The sequence below is a fragment of the Mesorhizobium sp. M0208 genome, assembly GCF_040322015.1.
Lineage (GTDB): Bacteria > Pseudomonadota > Alphaproteobacteria > Rhizobiales > Rhizobiaceae > Mesorhizobium.
In genome coordinates this window covers 1-12,450 of sequence record NZ_JAMYSP010000040.1, presented here as the reverse complement: position 1 = coordinate 12,450, position 12,450 = coordinate 1, and the positions used below count along the sequence as shown (strand labels likewise).

Here is a 12,450-nt window from a genome sequence, read left to right as displayed (position 1 = left end):
CGGCAGGCCAGAGGGGGGTGTGACAGAACGCTGCCTTCGTGACTCTGTCACCGGTACCGCTTGATGCCGTCGCCGCCTCTCGCCTCGGCCAAATCCGACTTCCCGTGGTGGCTTGCCGTGGCCCTGGCGATCGCCTTGGCCGCCGCCGTCTTCATCGTTGCCAGCGACCTCTATGCCCAGGTCTTCGCAACCGTCGCCAAGGGCATCGGCGTCACCATCTTCGTCACCGTGGTCGCCTTCGCGCTGGCTTGCGCGATCGGGCTCGGCGTCGCTCTGATGGGCCTGTCGGGCTCACGCTGGCTCAGCCAGATCGCCCGCTTCTACGTCGAGATCATCCGCGGCGTACCGATGCTGGTGCTGTTGTTCTGGATCGCCTTTGCCGGCGCGCCGGCCTTCGTCGCAGCGTGGAACGCGCTGACGGCGCCGCTGCAAAGCGCCGGCCTCTTCGGTGAGCTGCTGGTACGCGACGTCTCGCTTTTATGGCGCGCCGTCATGGCGCTGACCATCGGCTATTCCGCCTTCATCTCGGAGGTGTTCCGCGCCGGCATCCAGGCGGTCGAGAAGGGCCAGATCGAGGCGGCGAAGGCGCTCGGGCTGACGCGCACGCAGCGCTTCCGGCTGGTCGTCTTTCCGCAGGCGATCCGCACCATCCTGCCGCCGCTCGGCAATGATTTCGTCGCCATGGTCAAGGATTCCTCGCTGGTCTCGGTGCTCGGCGTCGCCGACATCACCCAGATGGGCAAGATCTACGCCGCCGGCTCGTTCCGCTTCTTCGAAACCTATTCGATCGTCGCCTATATCTATCTCATCCTGACCGTCGGCCTGTCGCTGGCCATGCGGGCGCTGGAGAAGCGGCTGCGCCACCAGCATGGGGAATAGAAGGCAGGCGAAAACGGCGCTACCATCGAGCGGACGCGACCGGGGAGGACCCATGATCATCGACAAGGCCAATGCGGCGCTTGAAGCGGTCTACACGGCCGACACGCCTGAGGCGCTCGCCAAGGCCTATGCGCAATGGGCCGCGACCTATGACGGCGAAACCGCGGCGCTCGGCTATCTCCTGCCGTTCCTGATCACCGCCTGGGTGGCGCGCTACGTGCCGCCGGGCGAAGGACCGCTGCTCGACGCCGGCTGCGGCACCGGCCTGTCGGGGCCGTCGCTCAAGGCGCTAGGCTACCACGACGTTGCCGGCCTCGACCTGTCGCAGGACATGCTGAAAATCGCCGGCGGCCGGCAGGCCTACAGCGAGCTGAAACAGGCGATACTCGGCGGGCCATTGCCCTGGCCGGACGGCTATTTCCGGGCCTTTTTCTCGACCGGCGTGTTCACCATCAGCCACGCGCCGGCGTCGGGCCTGCATGAGCTGGTGCGCATCACCCGGAAGGGCGGCCACGCCATCTTTACGGTCCGTGACCAGGTGTTTGAAAGCAGCGGGTTCAAGGCCGTGTTTGGCGAACTGGAGCAGGCGAAAAAATGGCGGCCGGTCGAGGAGAGCCCATGGTTCCGCTGCTACGCGATCGCCGAGCCCGACGCGCTGGTGAAAACCTTCGTGTTCGAGGTGCTGTGAAGCGCCTGCGAAGGCAGACGCGATTGCTGAAAAGCCAAAACATTGATATGAGCAGCGCCATGGAAGAGCTTTTTGGCGATCCGGCCTATAAAGGTTTCGTGCTGCAGGACAGGAAACGCCTGCCGTCGCGATTTTCCGCGCGCGTCTGCGGGGCGCTGACCAGCCGACTTCGCTAGGGCGGACTCGCCAGGCTGTTTCGCCGGCCGACCGGCGTCCCTTTCCCTTTTTAAATCGACGGATTTACGCACATGAGCGCACCGCGCACCCTCTACGACAAGATTTTCGACGACCATGTCGTCGACCGCCAGGACGACGGCACCTGCCTGCTCTATATCGACCGCCACCTCGTCCACGAAGTCACCAGCCCGCAGGCTTTCGAAGGCCTGCGCATTACCGGCCGCAAGGTTCGGCATCCGGAAAAGACGCTGGCTGTCGTCGACCACAACGTGTCGACTTCGCCCGAGCGAAAGTTCGGCATCAAGAACGAGGAAAGCCGCATCCAGGTCGAGGCGCTGGCCAAAAACGCCAAGGATTTCGGTATCGAATATTATTCCGAGAAGGATATCCGCCAGGGCATCGTCCACATCATCGGTCCCGAGCAGGGCTTCACGCTGCCCGGCATGACCATCGTCTGCGGCGACAGCCACACCTCGACGCATGGCGCGTTCGGGGCGCTGGCGCACGGCATCGGCACCTCGGAAGTCGAGCATGTGCTGGCGACGCAGACGCTGATCCAGCGCAAGGCCAAGAACATGCTGGTGCGCGTCGACGGCGCACTGCCGGAAGGCGTCACCGCCAAGGACATCATCCTCGCCATCATCGGCGAGATCGGCACAGCCGGGGGCACCGGCTATGTCATCGAATATGCCGGCGAGGCAATCCGTGCGCTGTCGATGGAAGGTCGGATGACGATCTGCAACATGTCGATCGAAGCCGGCGCGCGCGCCGGCCTGATCGCGCCGGACGAGACCACCTTCGCCTATGTCAAGGACAAGCCGCGCGCCCCCAAGGGCGAAGCCTGGGATGCCGCGCTCGCCTATTGGAAGACGCTGCAGTCCGACGAAGGCGCGCATTTCGACAAGGTCGTCGTGCTCGACGCGGCAAAGCTGCCGCCGATCGTCTCCTGGGGCTCCTCGCCCGAAGACGTTGTCTCGGTTCAAGGCATCGTGCCGAACCCAGACGACATCACTGATGAGAACAAGCGCACGTCCAAGCAGCGTGCACTCGACTATATGGGCCTGATACCGGGCACCAAGATCACCGATATCGAACTTGACCGCGTCTTCATCGGCTCCTGCACCAATGGCCGCATCGAGGATCTGCGCGCCGCCGCCAAGGTGATCGAAGGCAAGAAGGTCAATCCGCGGGTCAGCGCGATGATCGTGCCGGGCTCCGGCCTGGTCAAGGAACAGGCCGAGGCCGAAGGCCTCGACAAGATCTTTGTCGCGGCCGGCTTCGACTGGCGCGAGCCGGGCTGCTCGATGTGCCTTGCCATGAACGACGACCGGCTGAAGCCGCATGAGCGCTGCGCCTCGACCTCGAACCGCAATTTCGAAGGGCGCCAGGGCTTCAAGGGCCGCACCCATCTGGTGTCGCCGGCAATGGCGGCGGCGGCGGCAATTGCCGGCCATTTCGTCGACATCCGCGAGTGGAAATAGCGCAGGGCGCGCCCAGTCGGATATGAGAGTGCCCGAGCCGCAATGCGGTTCGGGCATTCTTCAGCCGGGCCGCCTGACGAATTCGTGAAATCCCTCACGTCGGCCGGGTTGGTCCTTTGCAACGACCAGCGCCAGTTGGCGCTCGTCGAAGAGTTTGAACCATTCATCCCATTCGACCAGTTCATGGCCGCCGGCATTGACCGGACGTTCGGGCTCATCCTGGTCCTGATAGGCATGCTGGCCGAAGACCAGCCTCAGCATGGGCTGCGTTCCGGCTTCGGGCGACACGTCGACGATCGCCGGAAAGCCGGCGCGCGCCGCCGCCCAAGAGCGAATTGCATCGTGATCGGTCAGCATGATCGTGTCGGCCATCGGAGCGTCTCCTGGTTGCCGTCGTGAAACGCCGCTCGCCGTTCGCGGTTCCGCCCAGCGGCTGCGTCGACGCACCTGTCGTATATTCGCTTTCGCTTAACCGCTTGTTTGGGCTTCCGCTCTAACGTCTCCTGAGGGAAGCGAGGGGAAATTACAGCGCTTGGACACCGGCCTGCTCATAGCGCTGCTCAATCCAGGCATCGCCCTCACACTCGGCACTGCATTTCTCGTGCTGTGGTTCTATCAGCGTCACCGTCCCTATCTGGCCGTGCTGGCGGCGGGCTACTCGGCCTCGGCCGCAGGCTTCCTGCTCCAGTATTTCACGCTGCCTGTCGGTATGGCGCCCACCAAGCTCATCTCGATCCTGTGCTTCACCTTTGCCACTTGCTGTCTCGCCGGCGCGGTCATTGCGCGCTATGGGCGGCGCGTGCCTTACACGGCGGTCGGCATTCTGGCCTGCGGCGGACTGGCCGCGTTCTCGTGGTTTCTTTTTGCCCGGCCGGATCTCACCTGGCGCATCCTTGCCATCAATTTCAGCTTCGGCGGCATCAGCCTGGTTGTTGCCGCCGAGTTGCGCGCAGTGCGCAACAACGGCCCGACAGAAATGGTCCTGTTCGTACTGTCGCTGCTTTCCGGCATGAACTTCCTGGCGCGGACCCTTGCCGTCGTCATCGCGCATGGGCCGTTCACCAGCTATGAAGGGCTTTACACCTCCTCCTATTGGACGACGGCGCTGCTGTCGCATGCATTGCTGTCGCTGCTTATTGCACTTTGCCTGTTTGGCGCCGCCGCGCTCGATGTGACGAAGGCCCTGAAGACCGAAACCCTGACAGACCCGCTGTCGGGCCTGCTCAACCGCCGCGGCTTCGAGGAGCGCGCCACGCTGGTGCTGCAGCACTGTGCCACGGCGCGATTGCCGGTTACGCTGGTGCTGGCCGATCTCGATCATTTCAAGGCACTCAACGATCAGCATGGCCACGCGGCCGGCGATCGCGTCATCGTCGATTTCGCCGCCAAGCTTCTGTCGGCTGCAGGTGCGCGCGGCGTTGCCGGCCGCGTCGGCGGCGAAGAGTTCGCCGTGCTGTTGCCGCTCAGCGACCTTGGCGCGGCAAGACTGTATGCCGAAACCATTCGCACGCTCTATTCGGCGGGCCGAATCGACGGGCTTCCGCCCGAGACAAGAGTGACCGCGAGCTTCGGCGTGGCCGCCCGCACCAGCCACGAAGGGCTGGACCCGCTGATGCGCCGCGCCGACGAAGCGCTCTACAAAGCCAAAAGGAATGGCCGCGACAGCGTGTGCCTGTCCCATCAGCGGCCTGAAACGGTCGTCCTTCCCAATCGGACCAGTGCTGGCTGAGCGTCAGCGGCGGCTTCGAATTAACGTCTTTTTCGCCCGTTGGTGATCTGCTGTTCGGGGGGAGTGCCAAAACGCCATGGGCAGCGCTAATTTCATCCTGCTGATCAACCTGTTCGTTGCCGGGCTGCTGGCGGCGGCCTTCATGACGATCGCGGTCTATGACGCCGGCCGGGTGTCGGCGCGCTGGCTGGCGTTCGGCTATGTGCTCGGCATGGCTTATTTCGCGATCGAGTTCAGCATTCCTGCCTTCGACAATGCGCGCCCCGTAGTTGTCGCCGCCTTTGCCGCTTTCCTTGCTGCTACCATCGCCTTCAATGGCGGGCTTGCCCATAAATACCGCGTTTCGCCGCCTTGGCCGCCGATGCTGCTCTTCCTGGTCTTCGCCACCCTCGCGGTCTACTTCGTGCAGGACCTGCCACGCCAATCGTTCGTGCGAATGGCGGCCTACCAGCTTCCCTATGCGGCCATGCAGTTCACCGGGCTGGCGATCGTCTTGTCGTCCAGGCAAAGACGCGAGCGGCTCGACTATATGCTGATGGCTGTCCTTGCGGCCAGCACCTTGCAGTTCGCCAGCAAACCCTTCATCGCCCATGCGCTTGGTGGCTGGGGCGCCAACCCGCAATCTTATGCGCAGACCAGCTATGCGTTGGTGTCGCAGTCGGTCGGCACCGTGTTCGGCCTGGCGCTTGCGCTGGTGACATTGGCTATCCTGGTCCGCGACGTGCTCGCCGAGGCGACGTCGAAATCGGAAACCGACACGCTTTCGCGGCTGCTCAACCGTGGCGGCTTCGAGCGCCATGCCGAGATCGCACTGCGTGACGCCATGCGGCGCGCCGTTCCAGCGGCACTGGTCATTGCCGATCTCGACCATTTCAAGCGCATCAACGATACTTACGGCCACGCGTCGGGCGATCGGGTCATCGAGACCTTTGCCGGTTTTCTCCGCGATGCCGCGGCCGACCATCATGTCGCCGGCCGCATCGGCGGCGAGGAATTCGCGATTTTCCTGCCGGGGACCAATCTAGCCGCCGCCCGGCTCTTTGCCGAGGGCACGCGGAGCGCCTTCGGTGCCACGCCGATCGACTGCCTGCCCGCGGATCACCGCTGCAGCGCCAGCTTCGGCGTTGCCGAGCTTGGTCCGGGCGAAAGCTTTTCCGACCTGTTGCGGCGCGCCGACAAAGCGCTCTATCAGGCGAAGGGCAGCGGTCGCGATTGCGTGCGTGTCTCGGTGGGGCCGGCTGTTGCCCTGCCGGCGCCGTCAACCAAGGGCGGCGTGGCCGTCAGCGGCAGGGGCTGAGCTCCGGCATTTCGCCGTCGGAGAGGCCGTACATATAGCTGCGGCCCTTGACGAAAACCGGCGGCCTATAGCAGTCGCCGCCGCGGACATCGTCCGATTCGTTTTCGTAGATCACGTCGGGCTGGCCGGCGCTGGTGTAGTCGGACAATTCCTTGGCCAGCTTGCCCTCGCCAACGAGGATACGCTTGTAGCCGGCGGCGCTGTCGATGACGAGATTGCCGAAGGAATCGGCATAGACGCGGTCATGATGGCGCGTCCCGGCGAATGCCGGTGCGACGACGCCGACGGCGAGCGCCGCCAATAGGAACCAGGGAAGGCGCGATCCTGCTGAATTCGAATGCATGGCGTGCTGCTCCATTGCTAAGAGGCAAGCCTCCTCGAATCAGAAATTAATCTTTTATTAACCTTTGTTAAGAGGGCAACCGCAGCAGGGGCGAGGTCTCGGAAAATATGGTTAATACCCGATCGCCCACCGGCCATCATTCGGCCACGCCTTGTTCCCACCATCCCCAGCATCGGGCGCGACTCAAAAAGCATGAAATCCGGTGGCTTGCCGGAGCATCGCGGCGGGCTCGATACGCGGTGGGGAAAGCAGCAAATGAGATTACGCCGCACGTTTCGGATGACGCTGGCCATTCCGCCGCTGCTGGCTGCAGCCGCCTGCGCGCCGCAGACCAGCGCGCCCAAGCTCAGCAACACGGCCGCCGCTTCCGTGTCGCTTGCTCCCGCCGCTAGCGAACCGACGGCACCGCAGCCGCGCACAGCTACTTACAACTGCGCCGACGGTAGCGTGATGACCATCGAGAATCTCGGCACGTCGGTGCGCGTCCTCGGCCAGAACGGCGCCAGCGCCGAGCTGCCGGCATCACCGGCCAATCAGACCAGCCGTTACGGCGAGGCGCATGACGCAATCGTGATCGATGGGCGTGAGGCGCTGGTGATGAAGGGCGGTGCATCACCGCTGGCCTGCAAGCGCTGATCCGCCCCTTGCGCCAGCCATATTTTGCAGTGCGGCGACATTGTGCCGGCGCAAGGCGACAGCCCTAATCGATTGAAGCTGAAAGCCTCGCTTTCATCAGACTAAATTACGTTTTCGAAACGGTTTTCCGGCTTTGACGCGGTGCAAAAAGAGCATTAGAAACCGGCTGTCCGAAGTCGCAACCGGAAGCGGTAATGCCGCATTCCCACCTGAGGCTCCAGAGACGCCGAACTGGGGGAGCCATGAGCAAATCACCAGCCACCCGCGAATTTGCCAGACGTGAACGGCCGCTTTCGCCGCATCTGACCGTCTATCGGCCGCCGATCACCATGACGATGTCGATCGTCCACCGCATCACCGGCGGGGCGCTCTATTTCGGCACGCTGCTGGTCGCGCTGTGGCTGATGGCGGCGGCGAGCTCGGAGGCGACCTTCAATGCCGTCAACTGGGCCTTCGGCTCGTGGCTGGGACGGCTGGTGCTGTTCGGCTACAGCTGGGCGCTGATGCACCACATGCTGGGCGGCGTGCGCCATCTTATCTGGGACACTGGGGCAGGGCTGGAAAAGCATACCGCATCGAGGATCGCCTGGGCGACGCTTGCCGGCTCGGTCACGCTGACGCTGCTGATCTGGATCGCCGGCTACATGGCGCGGGGAGCCTGACATGAACGGCAAGAACACCGACATGCGCACGCCGCTGGCCAAGGTCCGCGGCCTCGGTTCCGCCCGCGAGGGCACCGGCCATTTCTGGCGCCAGCGGCTGACGGCGATCTCCAACATCCCGCTGGTCCTGTTCTTCGTCGGCTTCCTGATCGCACTCAACGGCGCCAGCTATCTCGAGGTGCGCGCCGCACTTGCCAATCCGTTCGTTGCACTGGTGCTGGCGCTGGTGCTGTTGTCGGTGCTCTACCACATGCGGCTCGGCATGCAGGCGATCATCGAAGACTATGTGCATGGCGAAGGCACCAGGCTGGCGCTGCTCGCCCTCAACACATTCTTTCCCGTAGTCGTCGGCGTCGCTTCGGTCTTCGCCCTGCTTAAACTGGCATTTGGAGGCTGATTTTTTGGCCAAGGACGCGAAGAACGCCAACACGGCTTCCGCCTATAGCTATGTCGATCACAAATTCGACGTCGTGGTCGTCGGCGCCGGCGGCGCCGGCCTGCGCGCCGCGCTCGGCATGGCCGAGCAGGGCCTGCGCACCGCCTGCATCACCAAAGTGTTCCCGACGCGCTCGCATACGGTTGCGGCGCAGGGCGGCATCGCCGCCTCGCTCGCCAATATGGGGCCCGACAACTGGCAGTGGCATCTCTTCGACACCGTCAAAGGCTCAGATTGGCTGGGCGACACCGACGCTCAAGAATACATGGTGCGCGAAGCGCCGGCGGCGGTCTACGAGCTCGAGCACTACGGCGTTCCCTTCAGCCGCACCGAGGACGGGAAAATCTACCAGCGGCCGTTCGGCGGCATGATGATGAATTTCGGCGAGGGGCCGCCGGTGCAGCGCACCTGTGCGGCCGCCGACCGCACCGGCCACGCCATGCTGCACACGCTCTACGGCCAGTCGCTGAAGCACAATGCGCAGTTCTTCATCGAGTATTTCGCGCTCGACTTGATCATGGAGCCGGACGGCACCTGCACCGGTGTCGTCGCCTGGAACCTCGACGATGGCACCATCCACCGTTTTTCGGCCAAAATGGTGGTGCTGGCGACCGGCGGCTATGGCCGCGCCTATTTCTCGGCCACCTCGGCGCATACCTGCACCGGCGATGGCGGCGGCATGGCCGCACGCGCAGGCCTGCCGCTGCAGGATATGGAGTTCGTGCAGTTCCACCCGACCGGCATATACGGCGCCGGCTGCCTGATCACCGAGGGCGCGCGCGGCGAGGGCGGCTATCTCGTCAATTCCGAGGGCGAGCGCTTCATGGAACGCTACGCGCCGTCAGCCAAGGATCTGGCTTCGCGCGACGTGGTCTCGCGCTGCATGACGCTGGAAATCCGCGAGGGCCGCGGCGTCGGCCCGAAGAAGGATCACATTTTCCTGCATCTCGACCATCTCGACCCGGCCGTTCTGCACGAGAGGCTTCCAGGTATTTCGGAATCGGCAAAGATCTTTGCCGGCGTCGACCTGACCAAGGAGCCGATCCCGGTGCTGCCGACGGTCCACTACAATATGGGCGGCGTGCCGACCAATTACTGGGGCGAGGTGCTGAACCCGACGGCGTCGAATCCGGACCAGGTGTCGCCCGGGCTGATGGCGGTCGGCGAAGCCGGCTGCGCCTCGGTGCACGGCGCCAACCGGCTTGGTTCGAACTCGCTGATCGACCTGGTGGTGTTCGGCCGCGCGGCGGCAATCCGGGCCGGCCAGGTGATCGACCGCACATCGGCGATCCCTTCGCCCAACGAGACCGCCGTCGAAAAGATAATGGACCGCTTCGACCGGCTGCGTCACGCCAACGGCTCGACGCCGACAGCGGTTTTGCGCGAAAAGATGCAGAAGGCGATGCAGGAGGACGCGGCGGTGTTCCGCACCCAGGAATCGCTGGAAAGCGGCTGCAGGCGCATTTCGCAGATCTGGGGTGAACTCGGCGACGTCAAGGTGTTCGACCGCTCGATGATCTGGAACTCCGACCTGGTCGAGACGCTGGAGCTGGAAAACCTGATGGCCAACGCCATCACCACCGTCTACGGCGCCGAGGCGCGCAAGGAAAGCCGCGGCGCGCACGCGCGGGAGGACTTTTCGGCCCGCGACGACGCCAACTGGCGCAAGCATACGCTGGCTCGGCTCAACGAGGCCGGCGAGGTGGCGCTCACCTACCGGCCGGTGCACACCGAGACGCTGCTTAGGGAAGCAGACGGCGGCATCAACCCGGCCAAGATCGCGCCAAAGGCCAGGGTGTATTGAGATGAGGCTGCTGGCGGTTGCGGGATATTCCGGCACGCCCCTTCCGGCCAAGCTCGGCCTGAAGGACGGGATGATTGCCGCTTTCGTCGCCTTGCCGGCCGAACTCGAGGATTTGACCGAAGCCGTGGATTTTGCCGAGCTCGACCGGCTGGCCAACTGGTCGGCGATTTCGGGCGTTCATGAGAAATACGATGCCGTACATGCTTTCACCCGGCAGCGTGTCGAGATCGAGGACCGTCTCGGCGACGTCGAAGCGGCGATCAAGCGGGACGGCATCGTCTGGGTCTCTTGGCCAAAAAAGGCATCGAAAGTGCCGACCGACGTCACCGAGGACGTTATCCGCACAGAGGCGCTGAAGCTCGACCTCGTCGACGTCAAGGTCGCCGCCGTGAACGAGATCTGGTCCGGGCTGAAGCTCGTCATCCGAAAGGACCTGAGGTAATGGTCGAACTCACGCTTCCGAAAAACTCGAAGATCATGGCCGGAAAAACCTGGCCGAAGCCGGAGGGCGCGACCAATCTGCGCGAATACCGCATCTACCGCTGGTCGCCGGACGATGACGAGAACCCGCGCATGGATACGTATTTCGTCGACATGGACGATTGCGGGCCGATGGTGCTCGACGCGCTGCTCTGGATCAAGAACAAGATCGATCCGACGCTGACGCTGCGCCGCTCCTGCCGCGAAGGCATCTGCGGCTCCTGCGCCATGAACATCGACGGTTCGAACACGCTGGCCTGCACCAAGGGCTGCGACGACATTTCCGGCGCGATCAAGGTCTATCCGCTGCCGCACATGGCTGTGGTCAAGGACCTGGTGCCCGACCTCACCAATTTCTACGCACAGCACGCCTCGATCGAGCCGTGGCTGAAGACGGTGTCGCCCGAGCCGGCCAAGGAATGGCTGCAGAGCCATGAGGATCGCGAAAAGCTCGACGGGCTCTACGAGTGCATATTGTGCGCCTGCTGCTCGACCTCCTGCCCGAGCTACTGGTGGAACGGCGAGCGCTATCTCGGCCCGGCGACGCTGCTGCAGGCCTATCGCTGGCTGATCGATTCCAGGGACGAGGCGACGGGCGAGCGGCTCGACAATCTCGAAGACCCGTTCCGGCTCTATCGCTGCCACACCATCATGAACTGCGCCCAGACTTGCCCCAAGGGGCTCAACCCGGCCAAGGCGATCGCCGAGATCAAGAAGATGATGGTGGAGCGACGGGTTTAGGCGGCGGGCGGGTTGCAGCCGAGATCGTCTCGTCCGCAGCGATCCTTCGCGCCCCCTCTGTCCTGCCGGACATCTCCCCCTCAAGGGGGGAGATTAGCAGCTTGGAGGACAGCGCCCTTTCTGCAGCCTCGAAAAGTGGCGAAGCGGTGATGACAGCCAATCTCCCCACTAGACGGGGAGATGTCCGGCAGGACAGAGGGGGGCGCTGTCCCGCCGAGTTCGAAAGGATAGCAAACTTATGACCGATATCGACCTTCCCATCCTCTCTCCCATCGAAGCCCGCGTGCTCGGCTGCCTGATCGAGAAGAAGGAGCTGACGCCGGACGTCTATCCGCTGACGCTCAACGCGGCACATGCGGCGGCCAACCAGAAGACGGCGCGCGAGCCGGTGATGTCGGTCGAACTTGGCGAGGTCAGGCGGGCGCTTGGCCAGCTGGAGCAGAAGGGCCTCGTCAGGCAGGTGTTCGCGTCGCGCGTCGAGCGCTACGAGCATATCGTGGCGCAGCGCTTTTCCCTGACCTCGGCGCAGATCGCGCTGCTCGGCCTGTTGCTGCTGCGCGGCCCGCAGACGGCCTATGAATTGCTGGCGCGAAGCGAGCGCATGGCGCGGCTGCCGTCGATCGACGAGCTTCGCGGCAATCTCGATCTGCTGATCGGCCGCAGGCCGCCGCTTGTGCAGCAGATCGACCGTGGTCCCGGCCAGCGCGAGGATCGCTATGTCCATCTGCTCAGCGGGCCGCCGCAGCTGTCGGCTGCCGCAGCGCCTCTGCAGTCGTCCTCGCCGGCGTCGGATATGGAAATGCGCGTGCGGGCCCTTGAGGAGGAGGTCGCGGCATTGCGCGCCCGCCTCGACGCGCTGACCGGCGAAGGCACTACATAGTCACTCGAACGTCGGCGATCCTTCGCGCCCCCCTCTGCCCTGCCGGGCATCTCCCCCTCAAGGGGGGAGATTGCGCTGTCATCTCCACTTTCGCCAATCACCAAGGTTGAAGGACGAGAGCCGTCGCCAAAACTGCCAATCTCCCCCCTGTTTGGACCGGGGACATCGCGAACAGCTGTGCGAGGACATCGCGAACAGTTTGCCATCCTATCGTTGG

14 protein-coding genes are annotated in these 12,450 nt (G+C 64.1%); 12 read left to right on the top strand and 2 right to left on the bottom strand.

Annotation, left to right across the window (positions count from 1 at the left end; translation table 11 throughout):
• The first annotated feature begins 63 nt into the window (after window positions 1-63).
• From NKJ17_RS28105 to leuC, 3 genes are all read left to right on the top strand, one after another.
• The gene (locus NKJ17_RS28105; protein ID WP_352691056.1) at window positions 64-879 is read left to right on the top strand and encodes an amino acid ABC transporter permease; all 816 of its coding nucleotides are present in this window, start codon (window positions 64-66) and stop codon (window positions 877-879) included.
• A gap of 52 nt (window positions 880-931) precedes the next feature.
• Window positions 932-1,567, top strand: a complete 636-nt coding sequence (locus NKJ17_RS28100) for a class I SAM-dependent DNA methyltransferase (RefSeq protein ID WP_352508959.1) — start codon at window positions 932-934, stop codon at window positions 1,565-1,567.
• A gap of 248 nt (window positions 1,568-1,815) precedes the next feature.
• Window positions 1,816-3,225 (top strand): 3-isopropylmalate dehydratase large subunit, encoded by a 1,410-nt coding sequence (leuC, locus tag NKJ17_RS28095; protein ID WP_352508958.1) that lies wholly within the window; start codon window positions 1,816-1,818, stop codon window positions 3,223-3,225.
• A gap of 60 nt (window positions 3,226-3,285) precedes the next feature.
• Here the strand turns inward: leuC and NKJ17_RS28090 are convergent, their stop codons facing one another.
• On the bottom strand, window positions 3,286-3,597 hold the full coding sequence (locus NKJ17_RS28090) for a hypothetical protein (RefSeq protein WP_352691055.1): 312 nt from the start codon (window positions 3,595-3,597) through the stop codon (window positions 3,286-3,288).
• A 160-nt stretch (window positions 3,598-3,757) separates the two neighbouring features.
• On the opposite strand from NKJ17_RS28090, the gene NKJ17_RS28085 reads away from it, so the two are divergent.
• Together NKJ17_RS28085 and NKJ17_RS28080 are read left to right on the top strand one after the other, a co-directional pair.
• Window positions 3,758-4,954 (top strand): GGDEF domain-containing protein, encoded by a 1,197-nt coding sequence (locus tag NKJ17_RS28085; RefSeq protein ID WP_352508956.1) that lies wholly within the window; start codon window positions 3,758-3,760, stop codon window positions 4,952-4,954.
• Window positions 4,955-5,030: 76 nt separating this feature from the next.
• Window positions 5,031-6,251, top strand: a complete 1,221-nt coding sequence (locus NKJ17_RS28080; protein ID WP_352508955.1) for a GGDEF domain-containing protein — start codon at window positions 5,031-5,033, stop codon at window positions 6,249-6,251.
• On the opposite strand, the gene NKJ17_RS28075 is transcribed toward NKJ17_RS28080, so the two are convergent.
• Window positions 6,235-6,594 carry a hypothetical protein gene (locus NKJ17_RS28075; RefSeq protein ID WP_352450158.1) on the bottom strand — a complete coding sequence of 120 codons (360 nt, stop codon included), beginning with the start codon at window positions 6,592-6,594 and terminating at the stop codon, window positions 6,235-6,237. The two genes, NKJ17_RS28080 and NKJ17_RS28075, sit on opposite strands and share 17 nt — an antisense overlap.
• A 255-nt stretch (window positions 6,595-6,849) precedes the next feature.
• Here NKJ17_RS28075 and NKJ17_RS28070 point away from each other — a divergent pair, with 255 nt between their 5' ends.
• From NKJ17_RS28070 to NKJ17_RS28040, 7 genes are all read left to right on the top strand, one after another.
• Window positions 6,850-7,230: a hypothetical protein gene (locus NKJ17_RS28070; RefSeq protein ID WP_352508954.1), complete on the top strand. Its 381-nt coding sequence runs from the start codon at window positions 6,850-6,852 to the stop codon at window positions 7,228-7,230.
• Window positions 7,231-7,472: 242 nt separating this feature from the next.
• Window positions 7,473-7,892 carry a succinate dehydrogenase, cytochrome b556 subunit gene (gene sdhC / locus NKJ17_RS28065; RefSeq protein WP_292663224.1) on the top strand — a complete coding sequence of 140 codons (420 nt, stop codon included), beginning with the start codon at window positions 7,473-7,475 and terminating at the stop codon, window positions 7,890-7,892.
• Between the two features lies 1 nt (window position 7,893).
• Window positions 7,894-8,289 (top strand): succinate dehydrogenase, hydrophobic membrane anchor protein, encoded by a 396-nt coding sequence (gene sdhD, locus NKJ17_RS28060; protein ID WP_292663226.1) that lies wholly within the window; start codon window positions 7,894-7,896, stop codon window positions 8,287-8,289.
• Window positions 8,290-8,293: 4 nt separating this feature from the next.
• A complete protein-coding gene (sdhA, locus tag NKJ17_RS28055) occupies window positions 8,294-10,132 on the top strand; it encodes a succinate dehydrogenase flavoprotein subunit (protein ID WP_352691053.1) in 1,839 nt (612 codons plus the stop codon).
• A 1-nt stretch (window position 10,133) separates the two neighbouring features.
• Entirely contained in the window at window positions 10,134-10,574 is a 441-nt protein-coding gene (locus tag NKJ17_RS28050) for a DUF3052 family protein (protein ID WP_352691052.1), read from the top strand.
• Complete coding sequence (locus NKJ17_RS28045) at window positions 10,574-11,353, top strand: succinate dehydrogenase iron-sulfur subunit (RefSeq protein ID WP_292663232.1); 780 nt, start codon at window positions 10,574-10,576, stop codon at window positions 11,351-11,353. Before NKJ17_RS28050 ends, NKJ17_RS28045 begins: the two co-directional genes overlap by 1 nt.
• Before the next feature lie 238 nt (window positions 11,354-11,591).
• Window positions 11,592-12,233, top strand: a complete 642-nt coding sequence (locus NKJ17_RS28040) for a YceH family protein (protein ID WP_352691051.1) — start codon at window positions 11,592-11,594, stop codon at window positions 12,231-12,233.
• The last annotated feature ends 217 nt before the right edge of the window (window positions 12,234-12,450 follow it).